Source organism: Leclercia sp. UBA5958 (genome assembly GCF_002430365.1).
GTDB lineage: Bacteria > Pseudomonadota > Gammaproteobacteria > Enterobacterales > Enterobacteriaceae > Enterobacter > Enterobacter pneumoniae.
The window spans coordinates 82,907-103,805 of the sequence record NZ_DJCE01000011.1 but is presented as its reverse complement, the minus strand read 5'-3'; the positions used below and the strand labels follow the sequence as shown (position 1 = coordinate 103,805).

General features: G+C 45.3%; 17 protein-coding genes. All 17 read left to right on the top strand.

Annotated elements, in window-relative coordinates:
- Positions 1-64: 64 nt before the first annotated feature.
- The 17 genes from cpsG (at position 65) to B2Q93_RS15890 (ending at position 20,868) form a co-directional block, all read left to right on the top strand.
- Positions 65-1,435: a colanic acid biosynthesis phosphomannomutase CpsG gene (gene cpsG / locus B2Q93_RS15970; protein WP_046884804.1), complete on the top strand. Its 1,371-nt coding sequence runs from the start codon at positions 65-67 to the stop codon at positions 1,433-1,435.
- Positions 1,436-1,516: 81 nt separating this feature from the next.
- The gene (gene wcaJ / locus B2Q93_RS15965; protein ID WP_286933739.1) at positions 1,517-2,911 is read left to right on the top strand and encodes an undecaprenyl-phosphate glucose phosphotransferase; all 1,395 of its coding nucleotides are present in this window, start codon (positions 1,517-1,519) and stop codon (positions 2,909-2,911) included.
- 1 nt (position 2,912) lies between these two features.
- Positions 2,913-4,391: a colanic acid undecaprenyl disphosphate flippase WzxC gene (gene wzxC, locus B2Q93_RS15960; RefSeq protein ID WP_286933738.1), complete on the top strand. Its 1,479-nt coding sequence runs from the start codon at positions 2,913-2,915 to the stop codon at positions 4,389-4,391.
- A 49-nt stretch (positions 4,392-4,440) separates the two neighbouring features.
- On the top strand, positions 4,441-5,721 hold the full coding sequence (wcaK, locus tag B2Q93_RS15955) for a colanic acid biosynthesis pyruvyl transferase WcaK (RefSeq protein WP_040078439.1): 1,281 nt from the start codon (positions 4,441-4,443) through the stop codon (positions 5,719-5,721).
- Positions 5,718-6,938, top strand: a complete 1,221-nt coding sequence (gene wcaL, locus B2Q93_RS15950) for a colanic acid biosynthesis glycosyltransferase WcaL (RefSeq protein ID WP_046884806.1) — start codon at positions 5,718-5,720, stop codon at positions 6,936-6,938. Before wcaK ends, wcaL begins: the two co-directional genes overlap by 4 nt.
- A gap of 12 nt (positions 6,939-6,950) precedes the next feature.
- A complete protein-coding gene (gene wcaM / locus B2Q93_RS15945) occupies positions 6,951-8,339 on the top strand; it encodes a colanic acid biosynthesis protein WcaM (protein WP_286933737.1) in 1,389 nt (462 codons plus the stop codon).
- Positions 8,340-8,530: 191 nt separating this feature from the next.
- Positions 8,531-9,526 carry an NAD-dependent epimerase/dehydratase family protein gene (locus B2Q93_RS15940; protein ID WP_286809336.1) on the top strand — a complete coding sequence of 332 codons (996 nt, stop codon included), beginning with the start codon at positions 8,531-8,533 and terminating at the stop codon, positions 9,524-9,526.
- A 215-nt stretch (positions 9,527-9,741) separates the two neighbouring features.
- Complete coding sequence (galF, locus tag B2Q93_RS15935) at positions 9,742-10,638, top strand: GalU regulator GalF (RefSeq protein WP_286809334.1); 897 nt, start codon at positions 9,742-9,744, stop codon at positions 10,636-10,638.
- Between the two features lie 383 nt (positions 10,639-11,021).
- Positions 11,022-12,107: a dTDP-glucose 4,6-dehydratase gene (gene rfbB / locus B2Q93_RS15930; RefSeq protein WP_286809332.1), complete on the top strand. Its 1,086-nt coding sequence runs from the start codon at positions 11,022-11,024 to the stop codon at positions 12,105-12,107.
- Positions 12,107-13,006 carry a dTDP-4-dehydrorhamnose reductase gene (gene rfbD, locus B2Q93_RS15925; protein ID WP_286933736.1) on the top strand — a complete coding sequence of 300 codons (900 nt, stop codon included), beginning with the start codon at positions 12,107-12,109 and terminating at the stop codon, positions 13,004-13,006. The genes rfbB and rfbD overlap by 1 nt, the downstream gene beginning before the upstream one ends.
- A 51-nt stretch (positions 13,007-13,057) precedes the next feature.
- Positions 13,058-13,936 (top strand): glucose-1-phosphate thymidylyltransferase RfbA, encoded by an 879-nt coding sequence (rfbA, locus tag B2Q93_RS15920; RefSeq protein ID WP_286809329.1) that lies wholly within the window; start codon positions 13,058-13,060, stop codon positions 13,934-13,936.
- Positions 13,937-13,939: 3 nt separating this feature from the next.
- Positions 13,940-14,476, top strand: a complete 537-nt coding sequence (rfbC, locus tag B2Q93_RS15915; RefSeq protein WP_286809328.1) for a dTDP-4-dehydrorhamnose 3,5-epimerase — start codon at positions 13,940-13,942, stop codon at positions 14,474-14,476.
- Between the two features lie 31 nt (positions 14,477-14,507).
- On the top strand, positions 14,508-15,968 hold the full coding sequence (locus B2Q93_RS15910; RefSeq protein ID WP_286933734.1) for a lipopolysaccharide biosynthesis protein: 1,461 nt from the start codon (positions 14,508-14,510) through the stop codon (positions 15,966-15,968).
- Between the two features lie 3 nt (positions 15,969-15,971).
- Positions 15,972-16,814 (top strand): hypothetical protein, encoded by an 843-nt coding sequence (locus B2Q93_RS15905; protein ID WP_286809324.1) that lies wholly within the window; start codon positions 15,972-15,974, stop codon positions 16,812-16,814.
- A 1,241-nt stretch (positions 16,815-18,055) separates the two neighbouring features.
- The gene (locus tag B2Q93_RS15900; protein ID WP_286809322.1) at positions 18,056-18,841 is read left to right on the top strand and encodes a glycosyltransferase domain-containing protein; all 786 of its coding nucleotides are present in this window, start codon (positions 18,056-18,058) and stop codon (positions 18,839-18,841) included.
- A 2-nt stretch (positions 18,842-18,843) separates the two neighbouring features.
- Positions 18,844-19,749: a rhamnosyltransferase gene (locus B2Q93_RS15895; RefSeq protein ID WP_286809320.1), complete on the top strand. Its 906-nt coding sequence runs from the start codon at positions 18,844-18,846 to the stop codon at positions 19,747-19,749.
- A 9-nt stretch (positions 19,750-19,758) separates the two neighbouring features.
- Positions 19,759-20,868, top strand: a complete 1,110-nt coding sequence (locus B2Q93_RS15890) for a glycosyltransferase family 4 protein (RefSeq protein ID WP_286809318.1) — start codon at positions 19,759-19,761, stop codon at positions 20,866-20,868.
- Positions 20,869-20,899 lie beyond the last annotated feature (31 nt).

The window sequence follows — 20,899 nt, the reverse complement described above, 5'->3', positions numbered from 1 at the left end:
TAAATAAGAATGAAATTGGCCCGGGTATGGGTCGGGCCAACTGTTGCCTGAATAAGGGGTAATCATGGAAAAGCTAACCTGTTTTAAAGCCTACGATATTCGCGGCAAGCTGGGCGAAGAGCTGAACGAAGACATTGCCTGGCGTATTGGCCGCGCCTACGGCGAATATTTAAAACCGCAAACTATCGTGCTGGGCGGCGACGTGCGCCTCACCAGCGAGTCCCTGAAGCTGGCGCTGGCAAAAGGGCTGCAGGACGCGGGCGTGGACGTGCTGGATATCGGCCTGTCCGGTACCGAAGAGATCTATTTTGCGACGTTCCACCTGGGGGTGGATGGCGGTATCGAAGTGACCGCCAGCCATAACCCGATGGACTACAACGGCATGAAGCTGGTGCGCAAGGGCGCCCGTCCTATCAGCGGTGATACCGGCCTACGTGATGTGCAGCGCCTGGCGGAAGCCAACGATTTCCCGCCGGTCGATGAAGCCCGGCGCGGCAGCTACAGACAAATTAATCTGCAAAACGAGTATATCGACCACCTGCTGGGCTACATCAACGTGGCGAACCTGAAGCCGCTGAAGCTGGTGATCAACTCCGGCAACGGCGCGGCCGGCCCGGTGGTGGATGCGCTGGAGGCCCGCTTTAAGGCGCTGAACGTGCCGGTGACCTTTATCAAGGTTCACAACACCCCGGATGGCAACTTCCCGAACGGTATTCCCAACCCGCTGCTGCCTGAATGCCGCGACGACACCCGCAACGCGGTGATCGAGCACGGCGCGGATATGGGCATCGCCTTTGACGGCGACTTTGACCGCTGCTTCCTGTTCGATGAGAAAGGGCAGTTTATCGAGGGGTATTACATCGTTGGCCTGCTGGCGGAAGCCTTCCTCGAGAAAAACCCGGGGGCAAAAATCATTCACGATCCGCGTCTCTCCTGGAACACGGTGGATGTGGTGAAGGCGGCAGGCGGCACACCGGTGATGTCGAAAACCGGCCACGCCTTTATTAAAGAGCGTATGCGTGAAGAAGACGCCATTTATGGCGGCGAGATGAGTGCGCACCACTACTTCCGCGATTTTGCTTACTGCGACAGCGGGATGATCCCGTGGCTGCTGGTCACTGAGCTGCTGTGCCTGAAAGGGCAGACTCTGGGTGAGCTGGTGCGCGACCGCATGGCCGCCTTCCCGGCGAGCGGTGAGATTAACAGCAAGCTGGCACAGCCTGCCGAGGCGATTGCCCGCGTGGAGCATCATTTTGCCCTTCACGCGCTGGAGATTGACCGCACCGACGGGATCAGCATGGCCTTCCCACAGTGGCGCTTCAACCTGCGTTCATCGAATACCGAGCCGGTAGTGCGTCTGAACGTGGAGTCCCGCGCCGACACGGCGATGATGGAAGCACGAACAAAGGACATTCTGGCGCTGTTGAATCAGTAATACGAAAACCTCCCCCTTACCCCGCCTTCTCCCCTTTGGCGAGAGGGCGGTGCGAGGGGAAAGGTAACGAAAGGAACAACGATGACAAATCTAAAAAAGCGCGAGCGAGCCAGAACGAATGCATCGTTAATCTCAATGGTGCAGCGTTTTTCGGATATCACCATCATGTTCGGTGGGCTGTGGGTGGTGTGTAAGCTCAGTGGGCTCTCGTTTTTATACATGCACCTGCTGATGGCGCTGATTGCGCTGGTGGTTTTCCAGATGATTGGCGGTATGACCGATTTTTATCGCTCATACCGTGGCGTAAAAATGACCACGGAGCTGATGTTATTACTGCAAAACTGGACGCTGAGCCTTATCTTCAGCGCAGGCCTGGTGGCCTTTAGCAGCGCTTTCGACAACAGTTTCAGTACTTATTTTTACTGGTATCTGCTGACCAGCGTCGGCATGGTCACCTGCCGCTCGTTGATTCGCTTCGGCGCGGGCTGGTTGCGCAACCGGGGATATAACAAGCGTTATGTGGCGGTAGCAGGGGATCTCCCGGTGGGGCTGGCCCTGATGGAGAGCTTTCGCAATGAGCCGTGGCTGGGTTTCGACGTAGTAGGGGTGTATCACGACGCCAAACCTGGCGGGGTGACCGCTGACTGGGCAGGTAACTACGAGCAGCTGATTGAGGATGCCAAAGCCGGCAAAATCCACAATGTTTATCTCGCCATCCCGATGAGCGAAGAGTCCTGCATTAAAAGGCTGATGCGAGAGCTGGCCGACACCACCTGTTCGGTGATCCTGATCCCTGACGTCTTTACCTTCAACATCCTCCATTCACGCATTGAAGAGGTTAACGGCGTGCCGGTCGTGCCTCTGTACGACACACCGCTCTCGGGTATCAACCGGGTACTGAAGCGCGTAGAGGACATCATCCTCTCCTCCCTGATTCTGTTACTGATCTCTCCGGTGCTGTGCGCCATTGCGCTGGCGGTGAAGTTCAGTTCGCAGGGGCCAATCATCTTCCGACAGACCCGCTACGGTATGGACGGTAAGCCTATCAAGGTCTGGAAATTCCGCTCTATGAAGGTGATGGAGAATGACACGGTGGTGACGCAGGCGACGCAGAACGATCCGCGCGTAACCCGCGTGGGTAATTTCCTGCGCCGTACCTCTCTTGATGAGTTGCCACAGTTCATCAACGTGCTGACCGGCGGTATGTCCATCGTGGGCCCGCGACCGCATGCGGTTGCGCACAACGAGCAGTATCGTGCGCTGATTGAAGGCTACATGCTGCGCCATAAAGTGAAGCCAGGCATTACCGGCTGGGCGCAGATTAACGGCTGGCGCGGTGAGACCGACACGCTTGAGAAGATGGAGAAAAGAATTGAGTTTGACCTGGAATACATCCGCGAATGGAGCGTCTGGTTCGATATCAAAATCGTTTTCCTGACTATCTTCAAAGGTTTTGTGAACAAAGCGGCGTACTAAGATGAGCTTACGAGAAAAAACCATCAGCGGCGCCAAATGGTCAGCCATGGCCACTATCATCATCATCGGCCTTGGGCTGGTGCAGATGACGGTGCTGGCGCGCATCATCGATAATCACCAGTTCGGTCTGCTGACCGTATCGCTGGTGATTATCGCCCTCGCCGATACTCTCTCGGATTTCGGCATCGCCAACTCCATTATCCAGCGCAAAGAGATTAGCCACCTGGAATTGACCACGCTTTACTGGCTGAACGTCGGGCTGGGACTGTCGGTCTTCGTGGTGGTGTTTCTGCTGAGCGATGTGATTGGTCATGTACTGAACAACTCGGATTTGGCCCCGTTGATTCGCACGCTGTCATTTGCCTTCGTATTGATCCCGCACGGGCAGCAGTTCCGCGCGCTAATGCAGAAGGAGCTGGAGTTCAACAAAATTGGCATGATTGAGACCAGTTCGGTACTGGCGGGCTTTACCTTTACCGTGATTAGCGCTCATTTCTGGCCGCTGGCGATGACCGCGATCCTGGGTTATCTGGTCAACACGGCGGTGCGTACCCTGCTGTTCGGCTATTTTGGCCGCAAAATTTACCGCCCCGGTTTGCACTTCTCCCTCAAGTCGGTCTCCTCCAACCTGCGCTTTGGCGCCTGGCTGACGGCCGACAGCATTATCAACTATGTGAATACCAACCTCTCAACCCTGGTGCTGGCGCGTATTCTCGGTGCCAGCGTCGCCGGGGGCTACAACCTGGCTTATAACGTGGCGGTGGTCCCGCCGATGAAGCTCAACCCGATCATCACCCGCGTGCTCTTCCCGGCCTTTGCCAAAATTCAGGATGATACCGAGAAGCTGCGGGTGAATTTCTACAAGCTGCTTTCGGTGGTGGGGATTATCAACTTTCCGGCGCTGCTGGGGCTGATGGTGGTTTCCAACAACTTTGTTCCGCTGGTCTTTGGCGAGAAATGGGTCTCGATCGTTCCCATTCTGCAGCTGCTGTGCGTGGTGGGCCTGCTGCGTTCGGTAGGTAATCCGATTGGTTCACTGCTGATGGCGAAAGCGCGCGTGGACATTAGCTTTAAATTCAATGTGTTCAAAACGTTCCTGTTTATTCCGGCCATTATCGTGGGTGGACACATGGCCGGTGCGATCGGCGTGACGCTGGGCTTCTTGCTGGTACAGATAATCAATACCGTTCTGAGCTATTTCGTGATGATCAAACCGGTGCTGGGTTCCAGCTACCGTCAATACATCCTGAGCCTGTGGCTGCCGTTCTACCTTTCGTTACCGACGCTTGCGGTGAGTTACGGCTTAGGGGTTGCCCTCGGCGGTCACCTGGCGCTGGGGGCCTTACTGGCGGCGCAGATTGCCGCAGGGGCGCTGGCGTTCGTGGTCATGATTGTGCTGTCGCGTAATGCGCTGGTGGTGGAGTTGAAACGCCAGTTTTGCCGCAGCGAAAAGATGAAAACCTTATTGCGTGCAGGATGAGGGCCAAAGGCCGCATCCGCTGAATGAAGAACCCCTTTTAGAGGTCATTATGAAATTATTGATTCTTGGCAACCACACCTGCGGTAACCGCGGCGACAGCGCCATTCTGCGCGGTCTTCTGGATGCTATTAACACGCTTGCGCCTGAGACAGAAGTGGATGTAATGAGCCGCTATCCGGTGAGCTCCTCCTGGTTACTGAATCGCCCGGTGATGGGCGATCCGCTCTTTTCACAGATGAAGCAACATAACAGTGCGGCGGGCGTGGTGGGACGCGTCAAAAAAGTGCTGCGCCGTCGCTATCAGCATCAGGTGCTCTTATCCCGCGTGACCGATACCGGCAAACTGCGCAATATTGCGATTGCCCAGGGGTTTACCGATTTTGTGCGCCTGCTGTCGGGCTATGATGCGATTATTCAGGTGGGCGGCTCCTTCTTTGTCGACCTCTATGGCGTGCCGCAGTTTGAACATGCGCTCTGTACATTTATGGCGAAAAAACCACTGTTTATGATTGGTCACAGCGTGGGGCCATTCCAGGATCCGCAGTTTAATCAGCTGGCCAACTACGTGTTTGGCCATTGTGACGCGCTGATTCTGCGCGAATCCGTGAGCCTGGATTTGATGAAGCGTAGCGATATCGACACCAGCAAAGTCGAGCATGGCGTGGATACGGCCTGGCTGGTGGATCATCAGACGGAAAACTTCCAGCCGAGCTACGCGGTGCAGCACTGGCTGGACGTTGCAGCGAAGCAGAAAACCGTTGCCATTACCCTGCGCGAACTGGCGCCTTTCGACAAGCGTCTGGGCACAACGCAGGCTGCTTATGAGAAAGCCTTTGCCGGCGTGGTAAATCGTATTCTTGAGAGCGGCTACCAGGTGCTGGCGCTCTCTACCTGTACCGGGATCGACAGCTATAACAAAGATGACCGCATGGTGGCGCTGAACCTGCGCGAGCATGTCAGCGATCCGTCCCGTTATCACGTGGTGATGGATGAACTGAACGACCTTGAGATGGGCAAACTGCTGGGTGCCTGTGACCTGACGGTGGGAACCCGTCTGCACTCGGCTATCATCTCCATGAACTTTGCCACCCCGGCCATTGCCATCAACTATGAACACAAGTCGGCTGGCATTATGCAGCAGTTGGGGATGCCGGAGATGGCTATCGATATCCGTCACCTGCTGGATGGTTCGCTGGAGGCGATGGTCGCCGATACGCTGGGCTCGCTGCCCGCGGTTAATGAACGTCTGGCAGTTGCCGTGAAGGCCGAGCGCGAAAATGGCCTTAGCATGGTGAAATCGGTTCTCGATCGCATCGGGGAGGGGAAATGAAGGTTGGTTTCTTCTTGCTGAAATTCCCGCTGTCGTCAGAAACCTTTGTCTTAAATCAGATCACCGCGTTTATTGATATGGGATATGACGTGGAGATTGTCGCCCTGCAAAAGGGCGATACGCAGAACACCCATGCGGCCTGGACTGATTATAATCTTGCGGCAAAAACGCGCTGGCTGCAGGTAGAGCCGCAGGGACGACTGGCAAAATTGCAATACCGTGCGCTGCGTACCCTGAGTGGTATGCATCGCCCCGCCACCTGGAAGGCGCTGAATGTCTCCCGCTATGGCGCGGAATCGCGCAATCTTATCCTCTCTTCTATTTGCGGCCAGACGCCGCAACCGCATCGGGCAGATGTTTTCATCGCCCACTTTGGTCCGGCGGGCGTTACTGCCGCCAAGCTGCGTGAACTGGGCGTGATCGAAGGCAAAATCGCTACCGTGTTTCACGGGATCGATATCTCCAGCCGCGATGTGCTCAGCCACTACACGCCCGAATACCAACAGCTGTTTAAGCGCGGCGATATGATGCTGCCCATCAGCGACTTGTGGGCTGGGCGACTGAAAACGATGGGATGCCCGACAGAGAAAATTACCGTCTCCCGCATGGGCGTGGACATGGATCGCTTTACCCAGCGTCCGGTCAAAGTGCCGGGTAAACCGTTGCAGATAATTTCCGTGGCGCGCCTGACCGAGAAGAAGGGGCTGCACGTGGCCATCGAGGCCTGCCGCCAGCTGAAAGCGCGCGGTGTCGATTTCCATTATCGCATTCTGGGTATCGGTCCCTGGGAGCGCCGTCTGCGCACGCTTATTGAGCAGTATCAACTGGACTCTCATGTTGAGATGCCGGGCTTCAAGCCCAGCCACGAAGTGAAAGCGATGCTCGACGAAGCCGATCTCTTTCTGCTGCCTTCCATTACCGGTACCGACGGGGATATGGAAGGCATTCCGGTGGCCTTAATGGAGGCGATGGCCGTGGGGATCCCGGTGGTCTCCACCGTGCATAGCGGGATCCCGGAGCTGATTGAACCCGGCCATTCCGGGTGGCTGGTGGCGGAAAATGATGCGCAGGCACTGGCCGATCAGCTTGCCGCCTTTGGCGATATCGATAACGACACGCTGACGCCGGTTGTGCATAACGCTCGCCGTAAGGTGGAGACCGATTTTAACCAGCAGCGCATTAATCATCAGCTGGCCAGTCTGTTACAAACGCTTTAAAACGGAGGCTCTATGCCGAAATCCATGACGCGACGCACGTTCGTCACTACCTGTTCATTGCTGGCGGTAGCGCCTCTGGTAGGTGTGCGCGCCGCGACAAAGAGCGGCACGGTGAATATCCGCGATTATAACAACCGCGACTGGATCGCCGCCTTTAAGCAGGCCTTTGCCGAAAGCGATACGGTGGAAGTTCCGGCAGGATTGACCTGCGAGAACATCAACACCGGGATTTTCATTCCCCAGGGTAAAACCTTGCTGATACGCGGCGCGCTAACCGGCAATGGTCGCGGTCGCTTCGTTCTGCAGGATGGCTGTAAAGTTATAGGGGAAGGGGAGGGGAGAACCGAAAACATCACTCTCGATGTACGCGGTTCGAACTGCGAGATCAAAGGGCTGACCATGAGTGGATATGGGCCCGTTACGCAGATCTATATTGGCGGTAAAAAACCGAAGGTGATGCGCAATCTGCTGATCGATAACCTGACGGTAACCAAAGCGAACTACGCCATCCTGCGGCAGGGATTCCACAATCAGGTTGATGGCGCGAAAATCACCAACTGTCGCTTCAGTTACCTGCAGGGGGATGCCATCGAGTGGAACGTGGCGATCAATGACCAGAACATCCTGATTTCTGACCACGTTATCGACCATATTGACTGCACCAACGGTAAGATCAACTGGGGGATAGGTATCGGTCTGGCGGGTAGCACTTACGACAATGAGTACCCTGAAGATCAGTCGGTAAAAAACTTTGTCGTGGCCAACATCACCGGCAGCAACTGCCGCCAGCTGGTGCATGTTGAGAACGGTAAACATTTTATCATTCGCAACGTCAAGGCCCGTAATATCACGCCGGACTTCAGCAAAAAAGCGGGTATTGATAACGCAACGGTGGCGATCTATGGCTGCGATAACTTTGTCATTGATAACGTTGAAATGGTCGACAGCGCAGGCTTTCTCATTGGCTATGGCGTGATCAAAGGTAATTATCTCTCCATCCCGCAAAACTTTAAGCTGAACGATATCCGGCTGGATAATCGTCATGCAGATAAAAAATTGCGTGGGATCCAAATCTCTTCAGGCAACGCGACGTCGTTTGTCGCTATCACCAACGTCAACATCCAGCGCGCCTCTCTTACCCTGCACAACAAACCGCAACACCTCTTTATGCGCAATATTCACGTGATGCAGGAGGCGACGACCGGCCCGGCGTTAAAGCTTAACTTCGACCTGCGCAAAGACGTTAGGGGCAAGTTTATGGCTAAGGAAGAAACGCTTCTGTCACTGGCGAACGTGAAGGCGGTGAATGAGAAGGGGCAGAGCTCGGTGGATATCGACCGGGTGGATCAACATGTGGTGAATGTGGATAGGTTGAATTTTGCGCTGCCCGGTAAAAGATAAAGCGTGCTAAGTGACCAATTATTAGGATTTATGCCCTGTAACCTCTTAAAGTTTATTACTGAACTCCCTGAATTTAAGGTCTATAATCCGTGCCATTAAATTTTTATGTTCATCCCGTCTAAAGCGTGAACCTCATGGAAGATACAACGATAGACCAGAGGGTGCTTTACACATTACAGAATGAGTGGTTTATGAACGATAAAGTATTATTTATTGGTGCGTCAGGTTTTGTGGGTACCCGTTTGATTGAGATTACCCAGGCGGATTTTAACGTGACCAACCTGGATAAACAGCAAAGCCATTTCTATCCCGAGATCACCGTATCGGGCGATGTACGTAATCAGGCGGAACTGGACAGCGCTATGGCGGGTTTTGACACTGTAGTGTTGCTTGCTGCAGAGCACCGTGACGATGTCAGCCCTACCTCGCTGTACTACGATGTGAACGTACAGGGTACCCGCAACGTCCTTTCTGCAATGGAAAAAAATGATGTTAAAAACATCATTTTCACCAGTTCAGTTGCCGTTTATGGCCTTAATAAAGTCAATCCAAATGAATCCCATCCGCAGGATCCTTTCAACCATTATGGTAAAAGCAAATGGAAGGCTGAAGAGGTATTGCGTGAGTGGCATTCTAAAGCACCAGACCAGCGTTCTCTGACCATCATTCGCCCAACCGTTATCTTTGGCGAACGTAACCGCGGAAATGTCTATAACCTGCTTAAGCAAATAGCAGGGGGTAAATTTGCTATGGTAGGCGCTGGAACTAACTTTAAATCAATGGCCTACGTAGGAAATATCGTCGAGTTTATCAAATTCAAACTCCAGAATGTTCATCCCGGCTACGAGGTCTATAACTACGTAGACAAACCGGATTTGAACATGAACCAGCTCGTGTCCGAAGTAGAAAAAAGTCTCGACAAAAAAATCCCTTCTGTACACCTTCCTTACCCACTGGGTATGTTAGGTGGTTATTGCTTTGATGTGTTAAGCAAAGTCACCGGCAAAAAATATGCGATCAGCTCCGTCCGAGTGAAAAAGTTTTGTGCAACCACGCAGTTCGATGCGACTAAGGTGCATAGCTCCGGTTTCAAAGCGCCTTATACTCTTTCTCAGGGACTAGACCGTACGCTGAAGTATGAGTTTGTACATGAGAAGAAAGACGACATCACGTTTGTATCAGAGTAAGCGTCAGGCTGCGATTAGTCGGAAAAAAGTTAGGGCGCACGGAAAATACGATTGATTCCGATTATTCTTGCTCCCTTTAACGTACGATCAGGTTATGTATAACTGCGATTTACACAAAAACGTGATTTGCGTGTGACGAGAATAAGACTTCGTCGTCTGGGCTGTGACCCGCGAAACGTCTATACTTCGTCATCCATACTAAGGTGGAAGAGATAATGATTAATTTGAAAGCAGTCATTCCGGTAGCGGGTCTGGGTATGCATATGCTGCCAGCCACGAAGGCAATTCCTAAAGAGATGCTGCCGATCGTTGACAAGCCGATGATTCAGTACATCGTCGACGAGATTGTTGCTGCAGGGATCAAAGAAATCGTTCTGGTTACGCACTCGTCCAAGAATGCGGTTGAAAACCACTTCGACACCTCTTACGAACTCGAAGCGCTGCTTGAGCAGCGTGTTAAGCGTCAACTTCTTGCCGAAGTTCAATCCATCTGTCCGCCTGGCGTGACCATCATGAACGTGCGTCAGGCTCAGCCGCTGGGCCTGGGTCACTCTATCCTTTGCGCGCGTCCTGTTGTTGGTGATAACCCGTTTGTGGTTGTGCTGCCAGATATCATTCTTGATAACGCCACGGCTGACCCGTTACGCTACAATCTGGCTGCTATGGTGGCTCGCTTCAACGAAACTGGTCGTAGTCAGGTTCTTGCTAAGCGCATGAAGGGCGATCTGTCTGAGTATTCCGTTATTCAGACCAAGGAGCCTCTGGATTCTGAAGGTAAGGTTAGCCGCATCGTTAACTTTATTGAAAAACCTGATCAACCGCAGACCCTGGATTCTGACCTGATGGCAGTTGGTCGCTATGTGCTGAACGCTGAGATCTGGGCTGAGCTTGAGAAGACCGAACCAGGCGCCTGGGAGCGTATCCAGTTGACCGATGCTATTGCTGAACTTGCTAAGAAGCAGTCTGTCGATGCGATGCTGATGACGGGCGAAAGCTATGACTGCGGGAAGAAGATGGGGTATATGCAGGCGTTTGTTCAGTATGGTCTGCGTAACCTCAAGGAAGGTCAGAAGTTCAGGGACAGCATTAAGAAATTATTGGTCAGCGAATAATAACCTAGCCACTTATAACGGCGTTACCAATCTTTCAACGGCAGTGAAGCATAATGGGTGATTCTTGCACGCATGTATGCTCACTGCCGTTTTCTTTTTAATTATTTATATTCAAGTAGTTATGCTGCGGACAAACATTCAATGTTTAATTATTTTTCCTTGTTTCTGACAGCATTTAAGAAGACAATTATCGCCTTAATTATTGTCCATATGGCACGATTACTTTAAGGATCCTGCCGGTAGTCTTACATTCAAATACGCTTAGTGAACTGGTAGCTGTTAAGCCAGGGGCGGTAGCGTGCATATTTTCTGGTACAGCGGACTGTTCCCTCTGTATCCAGTTGATCAATATCACTGTTTTAATCATTAACGGAAAATAACGCGTGAAAATTCTTGTTACGGGTGGCGCCGGATTTATCGGTTCCGCTGTAGTACGGCATATCATTAAAAACACTCAGGACCATGTGGTCAATGTCGATAAATTGACCTATGCCGGTAATCTTGAATCATTATCGGAAGTAAACGGAAGTGAGCGTTATGCTTTTGAGCATGCTGATATTTGCGATAAAAAGGCGATGGAACGAATTTTTGCTGAGCACAAGCCTGATGCTGTAATGCACCTGGCGGCAGAGAGTCACGTTGACCGGTCTATTACCGGCCCGGCGGCATTTGTTGAGACAAATATTGTAGGGACATATGTGCTGCTTGAAGCCGCACGTGGGTATTGGTTAACATTAAAAGATATTCAAAAATCAGCGTTTCGTTTTCACCATATTTCTACCGATGAAGTTTATGGCGATCTTCCACATCCGGATGAACATCTTGAAGGTGAGGACTTAGCGCTGTTTACGGAAACCACCGCATACGCGCCAAGCAGTCCTTACTCGGCTTCTAAAGCCTCGAGCGATCATCTGGTTCGTGCATGGCTGCGTACTTATGGCTTCCCGACAATAGTGACGAACTGTTCTAACAACTATGGTCCTTATCACTTTCCTGAAAAACTGATCCCGCTAGTAATTCTGAATGCCCTGGATGGTAAAGCGCTGCCGATTTATGGAAAAGGGGATCAGATCCGCGACTGGCTGTACGTCGAAGATCATGCGCGCGCGCTTTATATCGTTGCCACTCGGGGTATGCCTGGTGAAACTTATAATATTGGCGGACATAATGAGAAGCAGAACTTAGATGTGGTGCATACTATTTGCGACCTTCTTGATGAAATTGTGCCCAAAAAAGGCTCATATCGCGATCAAATCACTTATGTAACTGATCGACCGGGCCATGATCGCCGTTATGCGATTGATGCAGCCAAAATTAGTGCTGAACTGGGCTGGAAACCCCAAGAAACTTTCGAGAGTGGAATTCGTAAAACCGTTGAGTGGTATCTAAGCAATCAGGAGTGGGTCAATAATGTTAAGAGCGGCGCCTATAAAAGCTGGATAGTGCAGAATTATGGAGATCGAAAATAATGAACATTTTGCTATTCGGTAAAACGGGGCAGGTTGGCTGGGAGCTTCAGCGCGCACTTGCCCCGCTTGGCAATCTAATCGCATTAGATGTGTACTCCCAAGAATATTGTGGGAACTTTAGTAATCCTGAAGGCATTGCGGCTACCGTTCGCGCCATCAAGCCCGACGTCATTGTCAATGCCGCGGCGCATACCGCGGTTGATAAAGCAGAATCTGAACAAGAATTTGCGCAGCTGTTAAATGCTTCGAGCGTTGAAGCCATTGCTATAGAGGCGGCTAAGATTGGCGCCTGGGTTGTGCATTATTCTACGGATTATGTTTTTCCTGGCGATGGTGAAACGCCCTGGAAAGAGACGGATGCCACAGCGCCTTTAAATATTTACGGGCAAACCAAACTCGACGGAGAGAAAGCGCTACAAGCTAATTGTCCTAAGCATCTTATCTTCCGCACAAGCTGGGTGTATGCCGGTAAGGGTAATAATTTTGCAAAAACCATGCTGCGTCTTGCTAAGGAGCGTAGCGAACTTTCCGTTATTAATGACCAGGTCGGTGCGCCGACAGGTGCAGAGTTGTTGGCGGATTGTACTGCTCACGCCATCCGCGCAGCATTGATAAGGCCCGAACTTGCAGGCTTGTATCACTTGGTTGCGTCTAATACTACAACCTGGTATGACTATGCTGCACTGGTGTTTGATGAAGCTAGAAAAGCGGGTATTGAGCTGGCGATTGAAAAATTGAATGCTGTGCCTACTTCGGCTTACCCGACCCCGGCGCTTCGGCCGCACAACTCCCGTTTAAACACCGAAAAGTTCCAGCGTAATTTTGGCTTGACGCTGCCATCGTGGGATGTGGGAGTAAAACGGATGCTTGCCGAGCTTTTCACGGAGCAGGCTATTTAATCAATTTGTAATGCCTGGCGACGGGCATTTTTCACTTAAAGGGAAATTTAGATGACTACTCGTAAAGGTATTATTCTTGCTGGTGGCTCAGGTACTCGTCTTTATCCGGTAACGATGGCAGTAAGCAAGCAATTGCTGCCTATCTACGACAAGCCAATGATTTACTACCCATTGACCACGTTAATGTTGGCTGGCATCAAAGATATTCTTATTATCAGCACCCCGCAGGACACGCCGCGTTTTGAACAGCTGTTAGGCGATGGTAGCCAGTGGGGTCTAAACCTCCAATACAAAGTGCAGCCAAGCCCGGACGGACTGGCTCAGGCATTTATAATTGGTGAAGAGTTTATTGGTGAGGATAGCTGTGCGCTGGTTCTTGGGGACAACATCTTTTACGGCCACGATCTTCCGAAGCAACTTGAAATGGCTAAAGCTAAAGATAATGGCGCAACCGTATTTGCCTATCACGTGAACGACCCCGAGCGTTATGGCGTAGTTGAATTTGATAAAGATGGCACGGCTATTAGCCTGGAAGAAAAACCGCTGGAGCCTAAAAGCAACTATGCTGTGACCGGACTCTACTTTTACGATAATGATGTTGTAGAGATGGCCAAAAATCTGAAACCGTCTGCGCGCGGCGAACTGGAAATCACAGATATTAACCGTATATATCTTGAGCAAGGGCGTTTGTCAGTAGCTATGATGGGGCGCGGCTATGCCTGGCTGGATACAGGTACGCACCAGAGCCTAATTGAGGCAAGCAACTTCATTGCGACGATTGAAGAGCGTCAGGGGCTGAAAGTGTCATGTCCCGAAGAAATTGCTTATCGGAAAGGATTTATTGATGCTGAGCAGGTTAGAAAACTGGCTGAGCCGCTGAAAAAAAATGCTTACGGTCAATATCTGTTGAAGATGGTTAAAGGTTACTAAGTAATGAATGTTATTAAAACTGAGATTCCAGATGTACTTATTTTTGAGCCTAGGGTCTTTGGTGATGACCGTGGTTTTTTCTTTGAAAGCTTCAGTCAAAAGATCTTCGAAGATGTGGTAGGACATAAAGTTGAATTTGTGCAGGATAACCACTCTAAATCTTGTAAGGGCGTGCTTAGAGGTCTCCATTACCAGCTGGAACCGCATGCCCAAGGTAAACTGGTGCGCTGTGTGGTGGGCGAGGTATTCGATGTTGCAGTTGATATTCGTCAATCATCACCTTCTTTTGGTAAATGGGTGGGAGTAAATCTTTCTGCTGAGAACAAACGCCAGTTATGGATCCCCGAAGGATTTGCGCATGGTTTTTTAGTGCTCAGTGATAGTGCAGAGTTTGTTTATAAAACTACAAATTATTACCATCCAGAATCGGATAGAGGTATTAGATGGGATGATCCATCTTTAAATATAGCATGGCCTATAAATGGTGAAGTATTACTTTCTGAAAAAGATAAACGTCAAGCTTATCTTTCAAAAAAATAAAAATTTTAAATCTGAGTTTAAGAATATCTAAATGACGCTTTTCTCGAATGCAAAATGGGTCAGTATATCTCAATTTGGTAAAATATTGATTCAGCTATTAAGCTTAACGATCCTAACTCGTTTTATCCCTCCTGAGGATTATGGCTTAATGGCTTTAGCGACTGTAGTACTAAACTTCGTTCTAATAATTAGGGATCTTGGTACAGCATCAGCAATAATTCAGAGAAAAGAAATAGATAATGATATATTAAATTCAGTTTTTTGGCTCAATATATTAATGGGCGCGGTGTTATTCATTGTTGTGAATGCACTTACCCCGTTAATAGAATCATTTTTGGCCAACCCTAAGTTAGGCAATATTCTTTTCCTTTTATGCTTTTGTTTTCCAATTGCTAGTGCAGGTTCTGCACCACAAGCGTTAATGGAAAGAAATTCAAAATTTAAAGAAGTAGCGATAATTGAGTTAGTGTCTGCTTCTGCAGGGTTCTTCGTTGCTTTATTATTTGCTATGAATAATGGTGGAGTATATGCTTTAGTTTCCCAAATAATAACTAATTCGTTGTTATCTTCATTTTTACTTATTGCATTATCTAGCTGGCGGCCATCTCTTTATTTCGATTTCAAAAGCGCAAATAAGATATTAGGATTTAGTGGGCGATTAACCGTTTTCAATCTAGTAAACTATCTATCTAGAAATGCTGACAGCATGATTATTAGCCGACAATATAATGCTACTATATTAGGCTCGTATTCCCTTGCATACAGAATTATGTTGTTTCCATTACAAAGTTTAACCTTCATTGCCTCGAGATCTTTGTATCCGGTTTTGAGTAGAAATCAAGATGACTTGGTTACAATAAGAAATATTTACCTCAAAACTATTTTTATTATATCTAGTTTAACAATCCCCATGATGTTAGGACTTGCAGTGTTACGTGAGCCGTTTGTAGGCTTTGCTCTTGGTGAAAATTGGACGATCACTGCTAGTTTGCTTCTATGGTTAGCTCCTACAGGAATCATTCAATCTATACTGAGTTGTTCGGGCAGTATCCTAATGTCCACTAATAATGCAAAAACTTTAATGTTTTTGGGTATATTTAGCGCTATTTTACAGATATCGTCATTTTTAATAGGCTCTTTATTCACTATAAAGATCTTTGCTTTTTCCTATTTTATAGCAAATATTATTAATGCGTTTGTTGTTATGTATTTTACGCTGGGGTGTATAAAACAAAGCACCCTTGGATTTTTAAAGGTATTGGCTGTTCCATCTTTATCTGGTGGGATAATGTTTGGTTGCATATATTATCTGTATTCCATTTGTGTGTCTGCAAGGTTTAATGATTTCAGTATTCTAACAATATTAACTATTGCAGGAGTCATTATTTATCTCATGGCTTTTGTTTGCTTTACTAAGGTTCTTGTCAATTTAAACGTTTTTGAAAGCGAAAATCTCCCGGCATTCGTTAAAAATATTTTAAAATTGAGGTAAACTGTGAAGGATAAGGTTTTCATTATTGTCTTATATAATAAAAAATGCTCCGAAAGTATAACATTAAAAAATCTAGTTATGTGCTCATTAAATGTAGACTCCATTTGTATTGTTTGGAATAATGGTCCACAGAGCATAAAAGTTGATGCTAAAGAATTTTTTTCAAAAACGAATGTAGATTATAATTTAATTGAAACCGTTGAGAATATTTCGCTTGCAAAAATTTATAATCGTGTGATGATACAATATGAAGCTAAGCGCTACATTATATTAGACGATGATTCGAAAATATCATCTCATTATTTTACTGCTCTAGACTCGATAGCAGTGAATGATGTAGGTATGCCAGTGATTTATTCTAATGGGGTTATCGTAAATCCCCGTATAAACAATATTGAATACAAACCAAATCAAAAAATTAAAGATGACGATGTTATAACAACCATTGGTAGCGGACTTGTCATTGGGGAAAATGTTGCTTTATCCTTACGTGAAAAGTTTTCAGATGTATTTGATGAAAGGTTTAATTTGTACGGCGTTGATACGTCCTTTTGTTATCGATTAAAGCATGTCTATAACGCTAATATCAAAATAATATCAGGGTTTGAACATAATCTTTCAAGGCTTAATAGCTGTTCTGATACTTTGAAAGTTTTCAGACGTGAAGAAAGAAGTAATGATGTGGCTCTCCAGATTAGATATTATCTTTCAAGAAAGAAATGGATTCCAATGCTAACTATGATTATGTTAAGTTCATTGAAAAAAGCCATAACGAATAAACCACAACAATATAATCTTATAACAGTATTGAAAGTATTTATTAAGGGTAAACATGAACGTCTATAAGAATAGCTTTGCTATATCAGGATTAGGCATTTTTTTTATTTTTTCTATTTTATTTTCATTAACGGCTTTTTCTCCTACTTTATCTGTCTATTTCTTAATATTATTTTTAGTTTTTTGTAATTTCCCTGAAAACAATAGCGCACATGGTCTGCTTGTGCTGTTAGTGTTTACATGGGTTATCTTTAACGCCCTCGATGTCGTTTCATTTGAAAACTTTATTTTAGCAAGTGATGATTTCTCCTCATATTATAATAATTATGTTAATTTTCAAATGAATGGTTTTTATAGTGAAGCTTTTTTTGAATTTGGATATGGAGAGATTGCGTTACCCCTGATAAATTATCTTTCAAGTCTAATTATCGACGGCTATGAACCATACAAACTTAAATTAATTTATTCTGTCCTTCAATCATTTGGTTTAATTGGCTGTTGTATAAGCATTGCAAAATATTATAACTTGAGCTTAAAACAAAGATATTTACTTATTGCAGTAGTAATTGCATTTTTTAAGCCCCTCGTCGGTATACAATTGTCTAGACAGTGTTTTAGCTCAATTTTTATTGTACTTTCAATATTTTCCTATAATCGTTCAAAAAAAATTAGCTTTTTCCTAATTTCCTTTTTATTTCACTCATCAGCAATAATATTATATCCACTAACCGTTTTTCTTTTCAAAAAAAGAACGAAAAGAGATTTTTTACTTACAGTCATCTCTGCACTTGGCTTATATCTATTCTTTACAATAGCATATTCAATTCTTCGTGATTCTATTATTAACATTCCAATTCTAAATAAATTAGATTATGCTCTAAGAATGATTTCAGAACCTGATAAATTAAGGCAATCCGTTATAACCTCACTATTGCTAATGATTTATCTCACGCCATTAATTCTTATATGTTTCTATTCTAAGAAGCAATCCTATTTTAAATTCAACATTTTAATTATATTCACTTTTTTGATCTTTTTTAGCACGTTCCCTGGTGTAAATAATAGAATATTCTTAACACAGCTATATTTGTTTTTGGGAGTCTACTATTACCTCATTATGTTCCATGGTTTTAATACTTACAATTTGTATCATCGCTTGTTCGTCGCTCTTTGTTTTACATTCTTATTTGTGCAGTCACATTATGGAAATGAAGGTAGGCGATTTAGCAATTTCGACATAAATCCATTCTTCTATATGCAGACATTAGATCACAAAGAGTTCGAAATAAATCGAGGAGCTTTAGAATAAAATGAATAGGATTGTAATCTATACGGCTGTAACTGGAGATTATGATGATCTTTCACCATTGATTGAAGAAGATGAAATTGATTATATCTGTTTTACAGATAATAACTTTACCGGCATTATACCTAAACCCTGGAAGCAGATTCGGCTTCCAGGGAGTAAATTTTCAAATAAAGATTTAGCTAGGTTCTGTAAAATAAATCCTCACCGCCTCTTACCACAATATGATAAATCTTTATGGATCGACGGTAATATTATAATTAAAGGCAATATAAAAAAATTTATCGTTGATACATTGAATTCCCATGACATAGCATCCTATGATCATTGGTGGCGTGATAAGACAGAACAAGAATTATTCGAATGCGCAAGAAGTGGGTTCGATCCTGCATGGAAATTGCGTAAGCAATTATCACGATATTCAATGGACGGCTATATTTCAAATAACTTTTATGAAAATAATGTATTATTTAGAAATCATATGAAGTCGGATGTTATTAATATGCATAATACATGGTGGGAAGAGTATATTAAGGGTGGGAAAAGAGATCAATATTCTTTTACATATTCCGCATATAAGAATGATGTTAATATATATTCACTAGGCGTTCATGATCCCAGAGTAAAAAAAAATATTTTTGATTATAAAGAGCATAAGCGAAAGAGGCCTTTCAAACAGTATGTTTTGATTATAATTAACAGAATTTATATTAAACTGTTTTCATGGAAAATAGCACCACCTATGCGTGAAAACATATTGTTAAAAAACAAAATTAAGGCCAAGAGATAAATATGTCTAAAAAAGTTGCTGGAATTATTGTTACTTATAACCCTGATATAATTTTATTACGTGAATCTCTAGAAGCGTCTTCTGAACAACTTGAATGTATATATTTAATTGATAACAATTCTAAAAATTCATCGGAGATTTCCAATTTATCAAAGTTGTTTAGAAATACACACTTTAAATCATTTGCAGAGAATGTTGGACTGGCTAAAGCTCAGAATCTTGGTATTGAATTAGCCAGAGAGAATTCTGAAGTTGATTATATTATTCTCTTTGATCAGGATAGTGTTATAGAGAATAATTTTATTGACACATTATTATCTGACTATCTAAACAAAAAGCAAAACGGTTGTAAAATAGGGGCTATTGGCCCAACATTTTATGATCCTATAACTGGTTTCAAATATCCTGCCACAGTTTATGTGGGACCATTCATCAAAAGAATAGTAGCTGAGAAAGAACCAATAAAGGCTACATATTTGATTGCATCAGGATGTTTTATCAGTAAAGATGTTTTGAATGAAGTAGGTTTAATGCGTTCAGAACTTTTCATTGATTATATCGATGTTGAATGGAGTTTACGAGCTAAAAGCTTAGGTTATGATTTATTTATATCACCTAATGCAAATATGGCTCATACAATTGGTGACGCTAGGCGCAGTATTTTTGGAAGAACAATCTCTATTCATTCACCATTTAGACGATATTTTTTAGTAAGAAATAGTTTTTACATGCTTAGACTCAATTATGTGCCACTAGGCTATAAATTACGAGAGCTATTCTTTAATTTTGCACGCATAATCATCTCGGCTATATTTTCTGATAACAGATTGAAAACGTTAAAATCTGCATTTTTTGGTATCATCGACGGTATATCAGGAAAGTTCGGACCCACAAAAAGAGATATTTAGGATAAAATTGTGAAAGTTTTATATATCATAACCAAAGCCGATGAAATTGGTGGTGCACAGGTTCATGTTCGTGATCTCGCAAAAAAACTTGTAGCCGAAGGCCATGATGTCCATGTCATTGTTGGAGAAAATGGGGCTCTGGTAAATCAACTAAAACAAAATAATATTGAAGTGACTATTGTTGATAAACTAATAAGAGACATTTCACCTTTAAAAGATTTTCAGGCTGTTATTAATATTAGACAATTAATAAAAAAATTAGCACCAGATATAATTGGTCTCCACTCTTCAAAAGCCGGAATTATTGGACGTTTGTCAGCGTTAGGTTTAGGTATACCCGTTGTTTTTACTGCTCATGGTTGGGCTTTTGCTGATGGTGTTGGAGAAAATAAAAAAAAGCTATACATTTTTATTGAAAGATCTCTTGCCCCATTAGTTAATAAAATTATAACAGTCTCAAACCAAGATAAAGAACTAGCATTGAAATATAAAGTCACAAGTGACTATAAGCAGGTTGTGATCCATAATGGCATGCCTGATTTGGCTGAGGAAATAGACTTAACTAGCAAAGAGCTTCGTTCCAAAATCAAGATTATCAGTGTAGCACGTTTTTCTGAACAAAAAGATCATGAAACACTTTTAATAGCGCTAAGTCAAGTCGAGTATAAAAATTGGATATTAACCCTTGTTGGTAAGGGACCAAAAATGGAGTATATTAAATCTTATGCTTGTCAATTAGGTATTCGTGATAAAATTGAGTTTTTAGGCGAATGTAATGACGTAAGTAATCTATTAAGCAACAGCGATATATTCACGTTAATAACTAATTGGGAAGGGTTGCCACTTAGTATAATCGAGGCAATGCGAGCTAGCCTTCCTGTGGTTGCCTCTGATGTTGGTGGCGTACGAGAATTGATCGACGATAATCATACTGGCTTCTTAATAAAACATAAAGATGCAAATCAGTTAACTCAAATATTTGAAAAATTATTCTCTGACTCGAGTCTAAGACAACAAATGGGCCATTCAGGCCGTGTAAAATACCTTGCTAATTTTACATTTGATGATATGTATTATAAAACCCTTTCGCTTTATAAGGGATTAATTAAAAGGTCATAATTTATCCGCGTATTACGATAAAAGCTTTAAT

What these genes read in the sequence shown, in the direction of transcription:
- cpsG (WP_046884804.1), top strand. Translation starts at nt 65, where the DNA reads ATGGAAAAGCTAACCTGTTTTAAAGCCTACGATATTCGCGGCAAGCTG.
- wcaJ (WP_286933739.1), top strand. Translation starts at nt 1,517, where the DNA reads ATGACAAATCTAAAAAAGCGCGAGCGAGCCAGAACGAATGCATCGTTA.
- wzxC (WP_286933738.1), top strand. Translation starts at nt 2,913, where the DNA reads ATGAGCTTACGAGAAAAAACCATCAGCGGCGCCAAATGGTCAGCCATG.
- wcaK (WP_040078439.1), top strand. Translation starts at nt 4,441, where the DNA reads ATGAAATTATTGATTCTTGGCAACCACACCTGCGGTAACCGCGGCGAC.
- wcaL (WP_046884806.1), top strand. Translation starts at nt 5,718, where the DNA reads ATGAAGGTTGGTTTCTTCTTGCTGAAATTCCCGCTGTCGTCAGAAACC.
- wcaM (WP_286933737.1), top strand. Translation starts at nt 6,951, where the DNA reads ATGCCGAAATCCATGACGCGACGCACGTTCGTCACTACCTGTTCATTG.
- B2Q93_RS15940 (WP_286809336.1), top strand. Translation starts at nt 8,531, where the DNA reads ATGAACGATAAAGTATTATTTATTGGTGCGTCAGGTTTTGTGGGTACC.
- galF (WP_286809334.1), top strand. Translation starts at nt 9,742, where the DNA reads ATGATTAATTTGAAAGCAGTCATTCCGGTAGCGGGTCTGGGTATGCAT.
- rfbD (WP_286933736.1), top strand. Translation starts at nt 12,107, where the DNA reads ATGAACATTTTGCTATTCGGTAAAACGGGGCAGGTTGGCTGGGAGCTT.
- rfbA (WP_286809329.1), top strand. Translation starts at nt 13,058, where the DNA reads ATGACTACTCGTAAAGGTATTATTCTTGCTGGTGGCTCAGGTACTCGT.
- rfbC (WP_286809328.1), top strand. Translation starts at nt 13,940, where the DNA reads ATGAATGTTATTAAAACTGAGATTCCAGATGTACTTATTTTTGAGCCT.
- B2Q93_RS15910 (WP_286933734.1), top strand. Translation starts at nt 14,508, where the DNA reads ATGACGCTTTTCTCGAATGCAAAATGGGTCAGTATATCTCAATTTGGT.
- B2Q93_RS15900 (WP_286809322.1), top strand. Translation starts at nt 18,056, where the DNA reads ATGAATAGGATTGTAATCTATACGGCTGTAACTGGAGATTATGATGAT.
- B2Q93_RS15895 (WP_286809320.1), top strand. Translation starts at nt 18,844, where the DNA reads ATGTCTAAAAAAGTTGCTGGAATTATTGTTACTTATAACCCTGATATA.